The sequence below is a fragment of the uncultured Pelagibacterium sp. genome, from assembly GCF_963972885.1.
In the GTDB taxonomy this organism is placed as follows: Bacteria; Pseudomonadota; Alphaproteobacteria; order Rhizobiales; family Devosiaceae; genus Pelagibacterium; species Pelagibacterium nitratireducens.
Map to the genome: position 1 here is coordinate 1 of NZ_CAXAXY010000056.1, position 19,222 is coordinate 19,222.

At 61.0% G+C, this 19,222-nt stretch carries 17 protein-coding genes and 1 pseudogene; 11 read left to right on the top strand and 7 right to left on the bottom strand.

Annotation, left to right across the window (positions count from 1 at the left end):
* Positions 1–466, top strand: a pseudogene (locus AACZ55_RS10315) (hypothetical protein); the annotation flags it as partial.
* Positions 467–508: 42 nt separating this feature from the next.
* On the opposite strand, the gene AACZ55_RS10320 reads toward AACZ55_RS10315, so the two are convergent.
* The 3 genes from AACZ55_RS10320 to carB all read right to left on the bottom strand — a co-directional run bounded on the left by AACZ55_RS10320 (position 509) and on the right by carB (position 5,824).
* The gene (locus AACZ55_RS10320) at positions 509–1,306 is read right to left on the bottom strand and encodes a phytanoyl-CoA dioxygenase family protein (protein ID WP_339645875.1); all 798 of its coding nucleotides are present in this window, start codon (positions 1,304–1,306) and stop codon (positions 509–511) included.
* A gap of 167 nt (positions 1,307–1,473) precedes the next feature.
* Entirely contained in the window at positions 1,474–2,391 is a 918-nt protein-coding gene (locus AACZ55_RS10325) for a hypothetical protein (protein ID WP_339645878.1), read from the bottom strand.
* Between the two features lie 121 nt (positions 2,392–2,512).
* Positions 2,513–5,824, bottom strand: coding sequence for a carbamoyl-phosphate synthase large subunit (gene carB, locus AACZ55_RS10330; RefSeq protein WP_339645881.1), 3,312 nt, complete (start codon positions 5,822–5,824; stop codon positions 2,513–2,515).
* A gap of 273 nt (positions 5,825–6,097) precedes the next feature.
* Between carB and AACZ55_RS10335 the strand changes: the two genes are divergently transcribed.
* A complete protein-coding gene (locus AACZ55_RS10335) occupies positions 6,098–6,937 on the top strand; it encodes an aldo/keto reductase (RefSeq protein WP_339645884.1) in 840 nt (279 codons plus the stop codon).
* Between the two features lie 6 nt (positions 6,938–6,943).
* On the opposite strand, the gene AACZ55_RS10340 is transcribed toward AACZ55_RS10335, so the two are convergent.
* Entirely contained in the window at positions 6,944–7,402 is a 459-nt protein-coding gene (locus AACZ55_RS10340) for a GNAT family N-acetyltransferase (RefSeq protein ID WP_339645887.1), read from the bottom strand.
* A gap of 42 nt (positions 7,403–7,444) precedes the next feature.
* Positions 7,445–7,984, bottom strand: a complete 540-nt coding sequence (locus AACZ55_RS10345; protein ID WP_339645890.1) for a cytochrome b/b6 domain-containing protein — start codon at positions 7,982–7,984, stop codon at positions 7,445–7,447.
* A gap of 76 nt (positions 7,985–8,060) precedes the next feature.
* Between AACZ55_RS10345 and AACZ55_RS10350 the strand changes: the two genes are divergently transcribed.
* From AACZ55_RS10350 to AACZ55_RS10365, 4 genes are all read left to right on the top strand, one after another.
* On the top strand, positions 8,061–8,504 hold the full coding sequence (locus tag AACZ55_RS10350; protein ID WP_339645893.1) for a MarR family transcriptional regulator: 444 nt from the start codon (positions 8,061–8,063) through the stop codon (positions 8,502–8,504).
* Between the two features lie 98 nt (positions 8,505–8,602).
* Positions 8,603–8,785, top strand: coding sequence for a hypothetical protein (locus tag AACZ55_RS10355; RefSeq protein WP_338609777.1), 183 nt, complete (start codon positions 8,603–8,605; stop codon positions 8,783–8,785).
* A complete protein-coding gene (locus tag AACZ55_RS10360) occupies positions 8,785–9,297 on the top strand; it encodes a cupin domain-containing protein (RefSeq protein WP_339645897.1) in 513 nt (170 codons plus the stop codon). The genes AACZ55_RS10355 and AACZ55_RS10360 overlap by 1 nt, the downstream gene beginning before the upstream one ends.
* 3 nt (positions 9,298–9,300) lie before the next feature.
* Complete coding sequence (locus tag AACZ55_RS10365; protein WP_339645899.1) at positions 9,301–10,209, top strand: neutral zinc metallopeptidase; 909 nt, start codon at positions 9,301–9,303, stop codon at positions 10,207–10,209.
* Positions 10,210–10,323: 114 nt separating this feature from the next.
* On the opposite strand, the gene AACZ55_RS10370 is transcribed toward AACZ55_RS10365, so the two are convergent.
* Positions 10,324–12,312 (bottom strand): bifunctional 2',3'-cyclic-nucleotide 2'-phosphodiesterase/3'-nucleotidase, encoded by a 1,989-nt coding sequence (locus AACZ55_RS10370; protein ID WP_339645901.1) that lies wholly within the window; start codon positions 12,310–12,312, stop codon positions 10,324–10,326.
* Between the two features lie 238 nt (positions 12,313–12,550).
* Between AACZ55_RS10370 and AACZ55_RS10375 the strand changes: the two genes are divergently transcribed.
* Entirely contained in the window at positions 12,551–12,949 is a 399-nt protein-coding gene (locus AACZ55_RS10375) for a GFA family protein (RefSeq protein WP_339645903.1), read from the top strand.
* A 3-nt stretch (positions 12,950–12,952) separates the two neighbouring features.
* Here the strand turns inward: AACZ55_RS10375 and carA are convergent, their stop codons facing one another.
* Positions 12,953–14,140, bottom strand: a complete 1,188-nt coding sequence (gene carA / locus AACZ55_RS10380; RefSeq protein WP_338609782.1) for a glutamine-hydrolyzing carbamoyl-phosphate synthase small subunit — start codon at positions 14,138–14,140, stop codon at positions 12,953–12,955.
* A 259-nt stretch (positions 14,141–14,399) separates the two neighbouring features.
* Between carA and AACZ55_RS10385 the strand changes: the two genes are divergently transcribed.
* The 4 genes from AACZ55_RS10385 to AACZ55_RS10400 all read left to right on the top strand — a co-directional run.
* Positions 14,400–14,855, top strand: a complete 456-nt coding sequence (locus AACZ55_RS10385; protein WP_339645913.1) for a GatB/YqeY domain-containing protein — start codon at positions 14,400–14,402, stop codon at positions 14,853–14,855.
* Positions 14,856–14,916: 61 nt separating this feature from the next.
* Entirely contained in the window at positions 14,917–15,474 is a 558-nt protein-coding gene (locus AACZ55_RS10390) for a DUF308 domain-containing protein (RefSeq protein ID WP_339645907.1), read from the top strand.
* 68 nt (positions 15,475–15,542) lie between these two features.
* Positions 15,543–17,465: a DNA primase gene (dnaG, locus tag AACZ55_RS10395; protein ID WP_338609784.1), complete on the top strand. Its 1,923-nt coding sequence runs from the start codon at positions 15,543–15,545 to the stop codon at positions 17,463–17,465.
* Positions 17,466–17,667: 202 nt separating this feature from the next.
* Positions 17,668–19,222 (top strand): sigma-70 family RNA polymerase sigma factor (locus tag AACZ55_RS10400; protein ID WP_339645910.1); only part of this gene is annotated, 1,555 nt, incomplete at its 3' end.

Below are 19,222 nucleotides of genomic sequence, written 5' to 3' on the forward strand. Positions count from 1 at the left end.
TATTTCAGCCGCCATGGTCGCCGAAACGCAAGGCAAAGCGATCTACGACGGGGTCGAACGGGCCGAATTGCTCGATTTTCTCGGAGCGCAAGGGCGGGTTGCGGATATCGTGACGGCGGCCGACGTCTTCATGTACTGCCCGGCATTGCCACCGATTTTCGCCCTGGTCAGTCGGGTGTTGCGGGCCGGCGGGATTTTTGCGTTTTCGGTGGAGCGCCATGATGGGGCGGACAGTCAGTGGCTTCAGGCTTCGCTGCGTTTCGCGCATAATGGGGAGGCGATCCGGGCCGCTCTTGATGAGGCGGGGCTGGACATCGTGCGCGTGAGCGAGGAGACGATCCGGCGCGATCGCGGCCAGCCTGTGACCGGACTTTTGTTCGTGGCACGCAAGCCCGAAAACATTGAGGGGCTGGAGGTTTCGGACATCGATCTGGGCGTTGAAGTGCCGGCGGCGCCGATCAATTGAGCTGGTCCCCGGGGATCGGTTGCGACCCCCGGGGAGGGCTTGTCAGAAGGTCAGGTTGCACGCCCTGCGAATGGCGATCTGGACCGGCGAAGGGGGCAGGGCCGGATCGAAGTCGTGTGCGGGCATCAGCGGTGGCTGGGCCATGAACTTGACGCGGCTCCCCCTGTTGGGCTGGGCTGCGTGAACCAGGAACGGGTGGCACAGATAGACCGTCCCGGCGGGGCCGGTTGCCAGCGCTTCCGGACATTTTTCCGTACCGGCAAAATTGGTGGCCATCATCTGGTGCATGGTCGCCCCTTCCTCGCCGAAGGGCAGGAGAAAGCGGGCCATATCCCTATGCGAGCCCACGCGGATGCGGGTGGGGGCATCGTCTTGTGCGACATCGGAGAACAGGAACAGCATCAGAAGGGCCCGGCCCTTCGATTTGATGTTGGCCCGGATCGAGAAGAAGTCGTTGGGATCGTCGGTCGGCAGCATGTAGCTGGCATCGATATGCCAGCCATCGTCACCCGGCGCCTGGTCCGAAGGGAAGCGGATCGGGAATGTGCCCAGGCCCTGCGGTGCAAGCCAGCGGCCTTCGCCCACCAACTGGTTGTATGCGAAATGGAGCCGTTCGGTGTTGGCGGCCTCGCGGAACGGGGCATCGGCATAGCCGCCGAGGCGGATCACCGGTTTTGTCCAGGTCGAGGGGTCGTCGGGGTCGCAACCGGTGTCGCGCCAGAGGATGGCGCGGCCCTGAGCGGCCAGATTTGCAGAAAAGGCGTTATCGAGTCTGACGAAACCGTCGGTGACAAAGGTTTCGATCTGCGCCGGGGTCAGCGCGTTTTCTGTTGCAGGCATTTGGAAAGTCCATGAATTCGCAGTGCTGCACGAGGCAATTTGCGGGCCGCCAAGCGGCCCGGCTCAAATGCTTCCGGACGGGAAGCGCCAATCAGGCGCTCAGGAAGACCGCGAACTTGTTGGACATCATCATCATGGGCGCAACACTATCGGATTTGTGATTTCCGTCAACGCTCGACGCCGGCTTGCATCAGGTACACCTGGCCGGCGATTTCGAGGCGGCGGAACAGCATTTCGGAAAGAGCGTCGTCGTTGACCAGTGTTTCGCGCCAGACGCTGTCGATCATTGCGTCCTGGCCCAGATCACGGTCGATGCCGATGAAGCGATAGGGCTGGAAATTGCGGGCCGCTTCGGGATGTTCGCCGCCGGTCCACTGATAGGTGCCCGATTCTGCGCTGGCCCAGAAGCCCAGGACGGCCAGTTCCGCAATCGTGTGCGCGGGCGTGGACAGCCCATCCACCGCGTCAGGATATTGAGCCGGCCAGTCGGGCAGGGTGCCGCTCATCTCCTGCCAGTCGGCCATATCTTCAAATGAAGCGTAGGGATCCAGGCAGGGACGACCGGTGCACTCGTCATCGGCAGCGTCTTCGGGCGAAATGATGCGGTTGGAGACCTCGCGTACCATCGCTGCATTGTTCATCAAGGGCGTGAAGACGAAACGCCAGGCCATGTGATAGCCGGTGCCGAAGTCGTCGGGCGTGCCCACATTTTCCGCGCCATAAGCCTCGATTGTATCATTGCGAATTTGCGGACCGAGATTGTAGTGGCGCAGTTCGATGAAGCTGACTGTCCCGGCGTCCCGGTCGATCATCTCGCCGTATGAAATGGCAGTGCGGGTCCGGGTCGAGGGGATGGCGCTGGTGGCCGTCAGCACGGCCTTTTCGATAGGCCCGATCGGGCCGCCGGGGGAAATCGTTTCCAAATCGAGCCAGAAGGCGTTGAGGTCCTGTTCGGTGGTTACAGGATCGAGGCGTTCAAAGCCGGGGGCTCCAACGAACTTGATGACGGCGTCGGTGACTTCGCTGCTCTGGGCGAAGGCCGGTCCGGTGAAAAGCAAAATAGCGATGGCCGAAAGTCGTTTCATTGCGCGTCCCCTGTGCATGAAAACCGGAGCCAACTATTCAGCCTGCCCCAGCATGTGGTCAAGGTCCGGGGCGGAGGTCCAACAAAAAAGGGCGCCGAAGCGCCCTTTGGAAACCTTTGGATCAGGCTGCGAAATAGTCCTGCAGCGCTCTCACCGAGAAGTTGCCGCTGCGGTAGGCGAGGATGCCCTGGACGGCTGCAACCGTGCCGGGGATGGTCGTGTAGTAGGGCACCTTGCTCATCAGAGCGGCGCGGCGGATGTCACGGCTGTCGGATACGGCCTTGACGCCATCGGTGGTGTTGATGACCAGTTGGACCTCACCGTTCTTGATGGCATCGACGATGTGCGGGCGGCCTTCGAGCACCTTGTTGATCTTGGTGCATTCGATGCCCTGTTCGGCCAGGAACCGTTGGGTGCCGCCGGTGGCGATGATCTTGAAGCCGGCATTGGCCAGGTCGCGGATAGAGTCGACGATGGTGGCCTTGTCCTCGTCGCGGACCGAGACGAAAACCGTGCCTTCACGCGGAACCTTGGTGCCGCTGCCGAGCTGGGATTTGGCAAAGGCGGTGGCGTAGTCGGTGTCGAGACCGATCACTTCGCCGGTCGATTTCATTTCCGGGCCGAGAACCGTATCGACGCCGGGGAAGCGGGCGAAGGGGAAGACTGCCTCCTTGATCGCGATGTGCTTGATTTCACGCTCTTCGAGATTGAAGGATGCGAGCTTTTCGCCAGCCATGATGCGCGCGGCGATCTTGGCGATCGGGTAACCGATGACCTTGGCGACGAAGGGCACTGTACGCGAGGCGCGGGGGTTCACTTCGAGGACGTAGAGGGTGCCGTCTTTCAAGGCGAACTGCACGTTCATCAAGCCACCGACATTGAGTGCGCGGGCCATTTCGGCGGCCTGGCGCTTGAGTTCGGCGATGATTTCGGGGCTGAGCGAATGGGGCGGGAGCGAGCAAGCGCTGTCGCCCGAATGGATGCCCGCCTCCTCGATATGCTCCATGATGCCGGCAATGAACACGTCCGTGCCATCGCACAGGCAATCGACGTCGATTTCGACGGCGCCCTGAAGGTAGCTGTCGAACAGCAAGGGATTGGCGGCGAGGACCGAATTGATCTGGCCGGTCTTGTCGTTGGGGTATTTGTGCCGGATTTCGGGCGGGACCAGTTCAGTCAGGGTGGACTGGACGTAGCGCTCGAAATCATCGGCGGAATGGCAGATGACCATGGCGCGGCCGCCCAGAACGTTGGAAGGGCGAATGACCAGCGGGAAGCCCAGCCCCTCGGCGATGATGCGGGACTGTTCGAGCGAATAGGCGATGCCGTTGCGCGGCTGGGTGAGATCGAGCCGGTTGAGAAGCTTCATGAACTGGTCGCGGTCTTCGGCAAGGTCGATCTTGTCGGGCTGGGTGCCCAGGATCGGGATGCCGGCGCGTTCGATGGCATTGGCCAGCTTGAGTGGGGTCTGGCCGCCGAACTGGACGATGACGCCGTGCAGCGTGCCGTTCTGCTGTTCGGTCTTTAGAATTTCGAGAACGTCTTCTTCGGTCAGCGGCTCGAAATAGAGGCGGTCGGAGGTGTCGTAATCGGTCGAGACGGTTTCGGGGTTGCAGTTGACCATGATGGTCTCATAGCCGGCATCGGACAGCGCGAAGGCGGCGTGGCAGCAGCAATAGTCGAATTCGATGCCCTGGCCGATCCGGTTCGGGCCACCGCCAAGGATGACGACCTTTTTTCTGTCGGTGGGGTTGGCTTCATCGGCAACCACACCGGCAAACGGGGTTTCGTAGGTCGAATACATGTAGGCCGTGGGCGAGGCGAATTCGGCAGCGGACGTGTCGATACGCTTGTAAACCGGGCGCACGCCGAGGGTGTGGCGATGGGTGCGCACGTCCTTTGACGTCTTGCCCGACAATTCCGCAAGGCGAGCATCGGAAAAACCCATGGCCTTGAGGCTGCGCATCTGGCCTTCGGTTTCCGGCAGGCCGTGTTCGCGGACCTTGGCTTCGGTGTCGACGATGGCCTGGAGCTGCTCGAGGAACCACGGGTCAATATGGCAGGCATCAAAGATCATCTGATGGTCATAGCCGCGCCGCATGGCTTCGGCGACCCAGAGCAGGCGGTCGGGGGTCGGCGTGCCCAGAGCGGCCTTGACCGCGTTTTTGTCGTCGCCTTCACCCAGACCGGGGATGCCGATTTCGTTGAGACCGGTCAGGCCGGTTTCGAGCGAGCGCAGGGCCTTTTGCAGCGATTCCGAGAAGGTGCGGCCAATGGCCATGGCTTCGCCGACCGACTTCATCGATGTGGTCAGGCGGTTGTCGGCGCCGGGGAATTTTTCAAAGGCGAAACGCGGGATCTTGGTGACGACATAGTCGATTGTTGGCTCGAACGAGGCCGGCGTGGCACCGCCGGTGATGTCGTTTTCGAGCTCATCGAGCGTGTAACCGACAGCGAGGCGCGCGGCGACCTTGGCGATGGGAAAGCCGGTGGCTTTGGATGCCAGCGCCGAGGAGCGCGACACGCGCGGGTTCATTTCGATGACGATCAGGCGGCCATCGGCCGGGTTGACGGCGAACTGAACGTTCGAGCCGCCGGTTTCCACACCGATCTCGCGCAGCACCGCCAGCGAGGCGTCGCGCATGATCTGGTATTCCTTGTCGGTCAGCGTCAGGGCCGGGGCGACGGTAATGGAATCGCCGGTATGGACGCCCATGGGATCGATGTTTTCAATCGAGCACACGATGATGCAGTTGTCCTTTTTGTCGCGGACAACTTCCATCTCGTATTCTTTCCAGCCGAGGACGGATTCCTCGATCAGGACTTCGTTGGTGGGCGAGGCGTCGATGCCGCTTTCGCAGATGGCAAGGTATTCCTCGCGGTTGTAGGCGATGCCGCCGCCCGTGCCGCCAAGCGTGAAGGAAGGGCGGATGATGGCGGGCAGGCCGATATCTTCGAGGGCCTGCAGGGATTCGATGGTGTTGTGGGCGAGGCGCGAGCGGGGGGTATCAAGCCCGATCTTGGTCATCGCGTCGCGGAACAGCTCGCGATCCTCGGCCTTGTCTATGGCTTCGGCGTTGGCGCCGATCATTTCGACGCCGAATTTTTCAAGCACGCCCATCTTGTTGAGCGAGAGGGCGCAGTTGAGCGCGGTCTGGCCGCCCATGGTGGGGAGCAGCGCGTCGGGGCGCTCCTTTTCGATGATCTTGGCAACGACTTCGGGGGTGATGGGCTCCATATAGGTGGCATCGGCGATGTCGGGATCGGTCATGATCGTCGCCGGATTGGAGTTCACCAATATGATGCGATAGCCTTCTTCGCGCAGCGCCTTGCAAGCCTGAGTTCCCGAGTAGTCGAACTCGCAGGCCTGGCCGATAATGATCGGTCCAGCCCCGATGATGAGGATGGATTTGATGTCTGTGCGTTTGGGCATGTGATACTTCTCGTACGGCAAGCGCGCGGCAGAAAAGCTGTCGCGCGTCGGACGGGGTATGGATTCTGTTGGCTAAGCGGTCTCCTTAGAGCAACCTTGTTCCGATTTCCAGCGTTAAGGAGCGGATTCTTTTACTCCTGATTGCCGCAGGGCGATTTTGCACGCGATCGGGGTGGCACAAACGGACCATCGCGTTACACTGCCAACGACCCTTCCGATGCCGTGAGTTCGATTGCGGCGCATCATTTTCATATCGAAGCAAGGAGCGCCGCCATGACGCAGCAGAGCTTTATCGAACTTTCCGATGGCAACACGATTCCGCAGGTCGGGCTGGGAACCTGGAAGCTTGACGGCGCGAACATGCAGAGTGTGGTGGAAGCGGCCATTGGCGCGGGGTATCGCCATTTCGATACGGCCTATGCCTATCGCAACGAAGCGGCGCTGGGTGCCGCACTCAAGGCGTCCGGCGTTGGCGCGGACGAAGTGTTCATCACCAGCAAGCTGCCGAGCGGGCGGCACGGGTACGATTCGACGCTCAAGACCTTCGATGAAACCATGGCCAATCTGGGGGTCGATGTGCTCGACCTCTATCTGATCCACTGGCCGATGCCCAAGACCGGCAATTTCGTCGATACGTTCAAGGCGTTCATCAAGCTCAAGGAGGACGGCCGGATCAGATCGATCGGGGTGTCCAACTTCCATCAGGCCCATCTGGAAAAGCTGATTGCCGAGACGGGTGTGACGCCTGTCGTCAACCAGATCGAGCTTTCGCCCGCATTCCAGCAAAAAGAGCTCCGGGCCTTTAACGAAGGGCTGGGAATCAAGACCGAAAGCTGGAGCCCGCTGGGCCGGGGCGATGTTCTGGAAAGCTCCACGATAAAGCAGATCGCACAAAAGCATGGCAAAACGCCCGGTCAGATCACCATTCGCTGGCATGTCCAGAACGGGCTGATCGTCATTCCGAAATCGGCCAATCCTCAGCGGATTGCAGAAAATTTCGCCGTGTTCGATTTCGAACTCGACGCCGAGGACATGGCAAAGATCGAAGGGCTCGACAGCGCGGACGGCCGGACAGGGGTCAATCCCGACGAGGCCGAATTCCTGCAGGTCTGATCCTGTTCAGACATAAAGCTTGAAGCCTTCGTGGCTTCTGGAAAAGCCGAGGCGCTCGTAAAAGCGATGCGCGTCGGCTCTTTTCTTGTTGGAGGTGAGTTGCACCATCGTGCAGCCCCGTTCCTTTGCCTTTTGGACGGCCCAAGCCATCATCTTTTCCCCGATCCGCCTGTTGCGGTGATCGGGGGACACGTGAACGCCCTCGATGGTGCAGCGCCAGCCGCCGCGGCGGAAAATGCCCGGGGTAAATGTGAGCTGGAAGGTTCCCACCGCTGCAGCGTCGAATTCGGCGATCAACAAGAGCTGGTTGGGATCCGCAGCGATGGCCTTAAAGGCTGCCAGATAGTCCGGACCGTGCGCATCGGCGGGGTCGTCGATGCGGTCCAGCACCGTATCGTGGGCGATCAGGCCGACGATGAAAGGCAAATCGTCGGTCGTGGCGTTGCGAATGGCGAGGTCGGACATGAGGCATCTCCCGGATAAGGCGCCCATGTTTCATGATTCGGATCAGCGGGGCAGCTTGCCGATGCCCATGCGGGAAAGAAGGCCGTCTCGGCGGATGAAATGGTGGTAGAGCGCGGCGCCGATATGGATGGCCAGCAGCGCCATGAACAGCCGCGCCAGCACCCCGTGGATATCGCGGGGGGCGATGTCGTCGAGATCGGGAATGGGCGCGCCCGTGGCAAGGGCCGGAATGACGCCGCCGATGATGTTGGTGGCAATGCCGGTCGATGCCAGAACGATGATGAACACGTAGGCCAGCACATGCACCGTGGCGGCAATACGCGACTGGAGGGGCGGGATGCCGGCCAGTTCGTTCGGGCGCCGGTCGGCGAAGACCCACCAGACAATGCGGAATATGGTCAGCGCCAGTACGGTCAGGCCCAGTGCGATATGGGGGATCAGGAGGGCGCGCTTTGTGGCATCGGTATCGGCGTCCGCCGCGTTGAGGCCCAGAACGATAAGCGCCAGGACCAACAATGCGGTCACCCAGTGAACGACGATGGCGATTGTTCCGTAGCGGTCGGGTGTGCTCTTGAGGCTCATGATCGCACCTTGTGGCTGAGCGATTGAGGGGGTATATAGCATGCTATGATTATTAAATAGCATGCTATGGATACCGATGCAACGCCGTGATTCCGAAGGCTATCTGACAAATCGTGCGGCAAGGCTGTTCATGCAGGCCATGACGCGGGCCATCCGGCCGCACGGGCTGGCGAGTGCCTATGTGCCGGTGCTGTACGCGCTGAGCGAGATGCCGGAAATGACGCAGGCCGAGCTCACCGATTTTGCCGGGATCGAGCAGCCCACCATGGCGGCGACGCTCGGCCGCATGGATCGCGACGGGCTTTTGACCCGGCGCCCCGATCCGCAGGACAGGCGTAAATTGCTGATCGGGCTGAGCACTTCCGGACGTGAGAAAGTTGCCGCCATGATGGAAGCCGTCGTGCGGATCAACGGGTGTGCGGCGACGGGACTGGACGCGCAGGAACGCAAGCGGCACCGCGAACGCCTGAAAACGATGATCGGCAATCTCGAGATCCTGCTCGCTGAGGAAATAGAATAACGATGTGCCCCTGGCCCGTCGGCCAAACACTCCTTCCCGTCGGAACCAATGGTCCCGCCTTTCCGTTTCGATGCCACAACAGACTGTGAGGACAGAAAATGGTCGAACGCGAACGCGAAACGGTTGTGGTCAATTCCGGTGGTGGGGGCGGCGGAATGATCTTTGCGGTGATCGTCGCGCTGGTCGTGGTCATCGGGGTCATCTATTTCGTCAACGTCAATTCCGGTGGCGAGGGCGGAACGGTTTCCGTCGATGTTCCGGCGGTGGACGTCACGCAATAATGGCCGAGACGGGCGTCATCGAACGGCTGATCCTGGAGGATGACGGGCGTTTTCCCAACAGCACGCTTGCCGTTCTGGTCTATCGCGCCGCGATCGGACAGGGGCCCTCCGCCGAGGCATTCAAAACCCTGTTGTCGCGAAATGGGTGGCCGGCCCAATGGGTCGGCTCGATCTTTCAATATCATCACTATCACTCGACCGCGCACGAGGCGCTCGGCGTCGCCAGCGGCAGCGCGCAAATCGCTCTGGGCGGCCCGCGCAGTGTTACTGTGAGCGTGAGCGAAGGCGATGCGGTGGTGATCCCGGCCGGGGTCGCACACAAGCTCGAAAGCGCCAGCACCGATTTTGCGGTCGTTGGAGCATACCCGCCGGGTCAGGATTGGGATATCCTTACCGGCGAACACGGTGAGCGCGAGACAGCGCTTGCCAATATCTCGAATGTTCCGGCGCCCCGAACCGATCCGGTGCAAGGTGAAACCGGACCATTGCTTGAGGCGTGGAGCGAGGAATAATCCATGAAATGGCGGGGGCGTAAGCGATCGTCCAATATCGAGGATCGACGCGGCGCGAGTGGTGGCCTGTTCCGCCGTTCGTCGGGTATGGGCGGATCGGGGTTCCGCATTCCCACGGGCGGCCGATCCGGTGGCATGGGGATCGGGTTCATCGTCATCATTCTCATCGTCGGGGTCGCGCTCGGCATCAATCCCATGTCGCTGCTCGATGGTAGTCTGGGCACGGGAACCAGCGGCTCAGGATCGGTCTCGCGGCCGCTGCCCGAGGCAGGTCAGGACGATCTTGCCGATTTCGTTGCGGTGGTCGTTCAGGACACAGAGGATCTGTGGACCGAAGTGTTCGTCGAGAACGGCATGACCTACGAACCGGCTACCGTGGTGCTTTTCACCGATACCGACAGTTCGGCCTGCGGGCTGGCGGATGCGCGTACCGGACCGTTCTACTGTCCAGGCGACCAGAATGTTTATATCGACCTGTCCTTCTATGAAACGCTGCGCAGCCAGTTTGGTGCTCCAGGCGACTTCGCGCAGGCCTATGTGATCGCTCATGAGATCGGGCATCACGTGCAGAATCTTGTGGGAGTTCTCCCCGAATATTCGCGCGCCATACAATCGATGAGCGAGGAGGAGGCCAATGCCTATTCGGTGCAGATCGAGTTGCAGGCCGACTGCTATGCGGGGATTTGGGCGAGTTATGTGGGCGAGGAAAACCTGCTCGATGATGGAGACGTCGAGGAGGCGATCAACGCCGCCGAGCAGATCGGGGACGATGCCATTCAAAGTCGCACGCAGGGTGTGGTTATCCCCAAGACCTTTACGCATGGCACTTCGGCGCAGCGCCAGGAGTGGTTCGAGCGTGGGTATGCTACGGGTGATGTCGGGGAATGCGACACGTTTTCGGGCGCTATCTGAAAACCGCACCTGATCCGAAAAGTGAAGGGCCTCAAGTTCTGATTCAACTTGAGGCCCGCCTTTCATGTTGAGTCCGGAACGCGGGCCAAGCCCCTGTTCCAGAATCGCTTTTCCTTAGAGCGTTATGCGATAGACGCCAAAGCCCGCTTCGCTGGTTTCGCCGGTCGGCTCGATGGTGACTGCGGTGACATCGGCCAGGTGCTGTTCGGCGGCGGGGCCGGTTTCAAACAACACGGTGGTGTCGCCCAATGCGGCCAGCGACCAGTTGCTGTCGGCGGCCGGATCGATGGTGCCCTGTTCGACGATGTAGCGCACGATCAGGTCGCGGTTGGTGTCGGGTCCCATGAAGATGATCTTGTCGGGGCCGACGCCGGGGAAGCCGCCACCACCGCCAGCGCGGTAGTTGTTGGTTGCGACAACGAACCGGGCCTCGGGATCGATGGGTTCGCCGTCATACATCAGATCGACGATGCGCTCGGCCTCGGGGTTTTCCAGAGCGCCGCCATCGGCGGCATATTTGGACGGCTGGGAGACGTCGATCTTGTAGGTCACGCCGTCGATCACGTCGAAATTGTAGGACGGGAAGGACGGATTGATGAGCGTGGCATCGCTCGAACCGGGTTCGACCTGATTGAAGATACCGGCTGAGCGTTCGAGCCATTCCTTGACGTCGGCGCCGGTCAGCAGCACTGCCTGGATGGTGTTGGGATAGAGATAGAGATCGGCAACGTTGCGGATGGCAACCGGGCCGACCGGGACATCGGTATAGTATTCCGGGCCGCCGCGACCACCGGCCTTGAAGGGGGCTGCCGCCGAGATGATCGGAATGCCTTCCCATTCGGTGCCGGCCATCATCTGCTCGAGATAGGCCTTCTGGGCGATGTTGACGATCTGGACCGAGGGATCGTCGGCCACCAGCGCGAAATAGGAATGCAGCGGTGCAGCGGTTTCGCCCACCGGGCGGCGGACATAATCCAGCGTTGCCTGGTGTTCTTCATCGACCGCCTCGGTGACGGTGTCTTCGGATTCGACGGTCGGGGTAACCGCTCCATCGACACGCTCATAGATGGGGCGCGCTTCGGAGGTGTGGGACAGGACCGACCAGGTGCCTGCATCGTCGACTTCGAGCAGCAGGTCGACAAGGCCCATATGGCTGCCCCAGAAACCGGCCATGACGGCGGGCGTGCCGTTGAGCGTGCCGGCTTCGATATCGACGCCTTCGATGCCTTCATAGTCAGGGCCGGGGAAGACGAGGTGCTGGTGGCCGGCGAGGATCACATCGATGCCCTCGATCGCGCCGAGCTGGAGCGAAACGTTTTCCATCATCGGGGAGGCTTGGCCACCCTCGATGCCGCCGTGGTTCATGGCGACGATGATATCGGCACCTTCTTGGCGCATGATGGGCACGTAGTGCTCTGCGGTTTCGATGATGTCGCGCGGGGCGACCTTGCCGGACAGATGCGCGGAATCCCAGGTCATGATCTGGGGCGGGACGAAGCCGATCAGGCCGATGCGGATTGTGCGGGTTTCACCAGCGCCGTCGGTCAGTTCCTTTTCGACGATCACATAGGGTTCAAACAGCGTGTCGTCATCGGCAATGTTGTCGGGCAGAGTCTCGCCGCGCACGATATTGGCGAGGACGACGGGAAATTGCGCACCGGCAATGGCGGCTTCTAGAAATTCGAGGCCATAGTTGAATTCGTGGTTGCCGATGGTGCCGGCGTCATAGCCCAGCGCGTTCATGGCCGCGATGGTGGGATGGATATCCTCGTCGTCCACACCGCGTTCGTAAGCGACATAGTCGCCCATGGGGCTGCCCTGGAGCATGTCGCCATTGTCGAGCAGGATGGCATTGCCGGCTTCGGCGCGGATGTTTTCGATGATCGAGGCGGTTCGCGCCATGCCGAGGGTGTTGTCCTCGCGGTCCGCATAATAGTCGTAGGGCAGCAGGTTGACGTGAATGTCGGTGGTTTCGAGGATGCGCAGATGGGCCTGATTGGCCTGCGCCATTGCTGCAAAGGGATGCATGACGATAGCGGCTGCGCCGACCGAAGCCGTGCCCGCAAGAAAGGCGCGGCGGCTGATTGAAAGGTTATGATGCATGATGTCCCTCCGAAAGGACGCTGGGGTTTGTTGAATCACCAAGAATGATGCAAGGCGCTCGTCTCCCCATTGCCGCAGTTTTCTGACGGCCCGATGACGCGCGCGTGAATAAGGTCCTCCTTTTTTATCGTTTGGTCAAATTATGACAGCGCACTCTGTGGAAATTTCCACCGGGCTGCTGACACCGTGTGTCACGGCCTCGCGCTAAATTCGCCTGAACACCAAGCGGAGAACATCAATGAGCGTGAAAACCTACCATGGCAGTTGCCAGTGCGGAGCGGTGCGGTTCGAGGCCGAAATCGACCTCTCCGAGGGCACGGGGAAGTGCAATTGCACGAGCTGCAGGAAGCGGCGGTGGTGGAGTGCGAGCGTCAAGCCGGATGCGTTTCGGGCGCTGGCGGGCGAGGACACAATGGTTCCCAATCGCGCGGGGACGGCGCTGTTCTGCCCGGGATGCGGGATTGCCCCGTTCGGGCGGGTTGCCAAGGCGGAATGGAACGATGGAGAGAGCGTTTCGATCAACGTCGCGTGTCTGGACGACGCAACGCCGGACGAACTGATCGCCGCGCCGGTCACCTATTATGACGGACTGAATGACAATTGGTGGGTGGTGCCGAGCGAAACCCGGCACCTATGAAACCTATTCGGCGAGCACTTCCATACCCTTCTGCTCGCGCACCAGATTGATGAAGCGCTTGAACAGGTAATGGGCGTCGTGGGGGCCGGGGGAAGCCTCGGGGTGGTACTGGACCGAAAAGATCGGCTTGCCTTCGACGGCGAGACCGGCGTTCGACCCATCGAACAGCGAAGTGTGGGTTTCGACGATCCCGGCGGGCAGGCTGTCGCGGTCGACGGCAAAGCCGTGGTTCATCGAGGTGATCTCGACCTTGCCGGTGGTCAGGTCCTTGACCGGATGATTGGCGCCATGGTGGCCCTGATGCATCTTTTGGGTCTTGCCGCCGAGGGCGAGGCCCAAAAGCTGATGGCCGAGGCAGATGCCGAAAACGGGCTTGCCGGACTCGATGATTTTTTTGATGGTCGGCACCGCATATTCACCAGTGGCCGAGGGATCTCCAGGGCCGTTGGACAAAAATATGCCATCAGGATTGTGGGCCATGATGTCTTCAATAGTGGCGGTGGCCGGAACGACAGTCACGCGGGCACCCTGATCGGCGATGCAACGCAGGATGTTGCGCTTGGCACCGTAGTCGATGGCCACGACATGGAAATCGGGGTTTTCGACGCGACCATAGCCTTCGCCCAGCCGCCAGCGGGTTTCGTCCCATTTATAGGTCTGGGTGGTCGAGACGTCCTTGGCGAGGTCGAGACCTTCGAGGCCCGGGAACTGGTCGAGTTCGACCTTGAGGGCGGCGTCGTTGAAATTGCCGTCCGGCGCATGGGCGATCACGGCATCGGCCATGCCCTTTTCCCGGATCAGGGCGGTCAGGGCGCGGGTGTCGAGCCCGGCGATGCCGATGATGCCGCGCTTCTTGAGCCAGGCGTCGAGCCGTTCGGCGGCGCGGTAGTTGGACGGGCTGGTGACGTCGGCCTTGATGACGGCACCGCGGATGCCCGAGGCTGCGGCCATGTTGACGGTCTCGATGTCTTCGTCATTGGCGCCGACATTGCCGATATGGGGGAAGGTGAAGGTGATGATCTGGCCGGCATAGGAGGGATCGGTCAGAATTTCCTGGTATCCGGTCATGGCGGTGTTGAAGCACACTTCGCCGACGGCCGTGCCCACAGCGCCGATGCCCTGGCCCTCGAGACGCGTTCCATCGCGCAGGATGAGGACTGCGGTGGGGGCGGATTCTTTCCAACCGGACACGGGGCTTCTCCATTTTTCGTACATCAGGTCAGGCGCGCGGAACCTCCGGCCATGATCGCCGTTTGGTGGTTCTCTTCCGCCCTATATTGAATTTGCGCGAACCTATTTGAAGGGCAGGGCGCGGTCAACCGAGTCCTTTGCAATTGAAAATATTGCAAATCAATGGCTTAGCGGAAATTGAGCGGGCGATTGGCTTTGCGGACACGCTTGGGCTATAGGAACGGCACCAAAACAGGACAACAAACCTCAAGGGAAACCGATCATGCGCGATCAGATCAGTGCTGCCATGAAGGACGCCATGAAGGCGCGCGACGGCCGCCGGACGACGACGCTGCGACTCATCAATGCCGCCATCAAGGACCGCGAAATCGCGGCGCGGGGCGAGGGCAAGGATGGTATCGGGGACGAGGACATCCTTGCCATCCTGCAAAAGATGGTCAAGCAGCGCGAGGAATCGGCGGCCCTTTATTGCCAGAACGGGCGGCCCGAGCTCGAAGCGCAGGAGCGCGAGGAAATCGAGATCATCAAGGAGTTCCTGCCCAAGCCGCTGACCGAAGCCGAGGTCGATGCGGCGATCAAGGCGGCCATTGCCGAAACCGGGGCCGAAGGGCTGCGCGACATGGGCAAGGTGGTGGGCGTGCTCAAAGCGAAATATCCCGGGCAGATCGATTTCGGGCAGGCCTCCAAGCAGGTCAAGGCACAACTGGGCGCCTGATCTTTTCTCCTTTAGATATCAGGCGTATTGTTCCCGGGTTGTTGCGGCTTAGGGGACTATCATGGCTGATGAAAAGAAGTCGTCTCGCTTTCCTTCTATTCTGACCGGGCTTCGCGGCGTATTGATGCTGCTCGTGGGGATTTATGCCGTGCTGTTTCCCGGCGCGGCTCTTTTGGTGCTTACCACCTTTGCGGCGGCGCTGTTCGTCATCGACGGCGCGCTGGGGCTCTGGGCGATCACATTCGGGGGCGGCAGGACCGGCAATTTCTGGTTCGACGTGGTGCGCAATGCCCTCTCGATCGTCGTGGGCATTCTGATCCTTATCTCGCCGCTGCTGGGCGCGCTGGTTACGGCGACGTTCCTGGTTTATCTCGTGGCCTTTCAGGCCATTTTCGTGGGCGCCATGGAAATCGTCGTGGTCGTCCGCGAACGCCAGCTCTACGCCAAGATCTGGCCAGTGCTGCTCAGCGGCGCTCTTTACGTCCTGTTCGGGCTGTTGCTCGCCTTCTGGCCATTCGAGGCAGCAGTGGCTCTGGTGATGGTTGGCGGGGTGCTGATGATGGTCTTTGCCTTCGGCCTGCTTGGGCTTGCCTGGCGGCTCTGGCAAGCGGGTCATTGAGGCTGTGAATAAGGAGGAAAAGCGCGGCAACAGGTGACAAAGCGCCAACCAGCGCTTACCTAAAACGCATGCGCTTTTCCGATCATTTTCTGGACGAGATTCGAAACCGCCTGCCGATCACGCAGGTGGTGGGCGAGCATGTCGTCTGGGACAAGCGCAAATCCCAGCCCGGCAAGGGCGATATGTGGGCCTGCTGCCCCTTCCACGGTGAAAAGAGCCCCAGCTTTCACGCCGATGACCGGCGGGGGCGCTATCACTGTTTCGGGTGCGGGGCGAGCGGGGACCATTTCCGCTTTCTGACCGACAAGACCGGGATGAGCTTTCCCGAGGCGGTGGAACTCCTGGCCGGACGGGCCGGCGTCCCCATGCCGGCGCGGGACGAAAAGGCGGAAAAGCGGGCCGAGGCGAGACGGTCGCTTCACGACGTCATGGAACTGGCGACAGCCTATTTCGTCGAGGCGCTGGCCCACAATGTGGGCGCACGGGCGCGCGGCTATCTGCTCGAGCGCGGCGTATCCGGCGCCATGCAGCAGCGGTTCAGAATCGGGTTTGCACCTGACAGCCGCAACGGGCTGAAAGAGTTTCTTGCGGCGAACGGTGTTTCGGCAAGGGAAATGGCCGAGACCGGGCTGGTCGTCCATGGTGAAGACATTTCGGTGCCCTATGACCGGTTCCGCAACCGGCTGATGTTTCCCATTACCGATTTTCGTGGGCGGGTTATCGCGTTTGGCGGGCGGGCGTTGAGCGCGGACGTGGCGGCGAAATATCTCAATTCGCCGGAAACCGAGCTCTTTCACAAACGCCAGACGCTCTATAACGGGCAGGCGGCACGGCAGGCCGGATATGACGGCAAGCCGCTGATCGTTGTCGAAGGCTATCTCGATGTTATCGCCGCGGTCGCGGCCGGGTTCGAGGGGGCCGTGGCGCCGCTCGGGACGGCGCTGACCGAAGATCATCTCAACCTTCTTTGGCGTATGACCGATATTCCGGTGCTGTGTTTCGACGGCGACAGCGCCGGGATGCGGGCGGCGGAGCGCTCGGTCGATATCGCGCTTCCCCTGCTCAAACCCGGAAAGAGCGTTTCGATCGTCACGCTTCCTGGTGGGCTCGATCCGGACGATCTCATCAAGCAGCAGGGGCGGCAGGCCTTTGCCGATCTTGTCGCCGGCGGCCGGTCACTGGCCGATGCCGTATGGGCCATGGAGACGGCAGGGGGAATTCCCGAAGCGCCCGAGCAGCGTGCGGCGCTGGAAGCGCGGCTGCGTGAACGGGCAGCACGGATCGCCGATGTTTCGGTGCGGCGCCATTACAGCCAGGCGTTCGATGAAAAAATTTCGTCGCTGTTTATCTCGACGCGCGGGCAGTATCGGCGCGACGGGCGAAACAATGGATATGAGCAGCGGCGGACCGGTCAGCGCGGCAACCCCAAGATGCTCGTCTCGGACACGCTGCGCAATTCACGGCTCTTGAAGGGCGCTGCGACGCCCGGTGTGATCCCCCGCGAAGCGGTGATCCTGATGAGTCTGGTCAATCATCCCGAACTGGCTCAGGCCCGGCTCGAGGCGCTGGCGGAAATCGAATTCCAGTCCTTGCCGGCGCGGCAGGTTCTGGCGGCCTTTCTCGACCTTGTGACCGTCCACCCGGACCTGGGACCGAACGGGATCGCCGAGGCGCTGATCGCGCGCGGGCATGGGCCGGTGCTCGACAAAATGCGCAGCCAACTGTCGCGGCAAGGGATATGGCAGGCCGATGCCGAGACTGCACAATCGGACGCCGAAACAGGATTAAAACACTCGCTGGCCTTGCATTACAAATCCGTTCAACTAAATAGGGAACTCAAAGCAGCCGAACTGGCGCTAGGCGAAGACCTGAGCGAAAACGCATTCGAGCGGCTGCGTGACATCCAGAATCAGATTTCCAGTGTCGACGGTACTGAGGCATTGATCGAGGGATTTGGTTCGCTATCCGGGCGTGCGACGCGGAGTCTTTGAAAAAAAGATGATTCGTGTCTGTGCGCTTTTGCGTGTATGGAGCGCTCCTGCAGCAAAAGGATTCGAATCAGAATCAGGGTTGTTTCGCATTACCTAAGCGATTTGTTAACCCTGTGATGTCTTTCAATCCCAGTTCCAGTGCGATCATCGGGTGATGACACCAGTGCCGCAAACCATGGTGCGGCTCAGGAGAGCGAACTATATGGCCACCAAGGCAGCCAACCAGACCAAGACCGAGACCGACAGCAAGCCGGAATCGCAGACCGAAGCACCCGATGGGCCGCTTCTCGATCTTTCCGATGCCGCCGTCAAGAAGCTCATAAAGACCGCCAAGAAGCGCGGTTATGTGACCTATGAAGAGATCAATGCGGTTCTGCCTTCGGAAGAAGTGACCTCCGAGCAGATCGAAGACATCATGGCCATGTTCTCGGACATGGGCATCAATGTCGTCGACGAGGACGAGGTCGAAGAGGCCGAGGCCGACAACAGCAGCGACGACGAAGGCGGCGAGATCGCGACGACGGGGACCACGGCGGTCGCCAATACGTCCAACGCCAAGTCCGGGTCCGACAGGACCGACGATCCGGTGCGCATGTATCTGCGTGAAATGGGATCGGTCGAACTGCTCAGCCGCGAGGGCGAAATCGCCATCGCCAAGCGCATCGAGGCCGGCCGCGAAACCATGATCGCCGGGCTGTGCGAGAGCCCGCTGACCTTCCAGGCCATCATCATCTGGCGCGACCAGCTTGCCGAAGGCGAGATCTTGCTGCGCGACATCATCGATCTCGAAGCCACCTATGCCGGGCCAGATGCCAAGATCGCCGACGCGACCGCTGGCAATGACGACGAGGACGAAGACGAGGATGCTCCGGCTCCCGCTGGTGTATCGTCGACGGCTTCCGCTGCCCCGGCAGCGCGCACCGAACGGCCCGGACGGGCCGAGGGTGGCGAAGAAGATGGGGCAGCGGCCAGCGGCGAAGGCGGTCAGACCGACGACGATGACGATGACGACGAGTACGAGAACAATCTCTCGCTCTCGGCCATGGAGGCTGAACTCAAGCCCCAGGTCGTCGAGACATTCGATCGGATTGCCGAGACCTATGGGCGGATGCGCAAGGTCCAGGATCAGCATGTCGAAGACCAGCTTGCCGCCAAGTCTCTGGACGTCGGCGAAGTCAAGGAACTCGATGCCTGGCGCACCCAGGTGATCTCGGACGTCAAGTCCCTCTCGCTCAATGCCAGCCGTATCGAAAGCCTTGTCGAGCAGCTCTACGACATCAACAAGCGCCTCGTGCGCAATGAGGGCCGTCTGCTGCGTCTTGCCGAGAGCTACAAGATCAAGCGCGACGATTTCCTCAACGCCTATTACGGGTCCGAACTCGACCCCGATTGGGCCGACAAGGTGTTCGGGCGGTCCGAAAAGGGCTGGGCGGATTTCGTGTCGCGCGAGCGGGCAACGATCGATGAGCTGCGTGCTGAAATCCAGACGCTGGCCACCGAAACCGGGCTCGATATCGCCGAATACCGCCGCATCGTTTCCAAGGTGCAAAAGGGCGAGCGCGAAGCTGCCATTGCCAAAAAGGAAATGGTCGAGGCCAATCTGCGTCTCGTGATCTCGATTGCCAAGAAATACACCAACCGCGGATTGCAGTTCCTCGATCTTATCCAGGAAGGCAATATCGGGCTGATGAAGGCCGTCGATAAATTCGAATATCGTCGCGGCTACAAGTTCTCGACCTATGCCACGTGGTGGATCC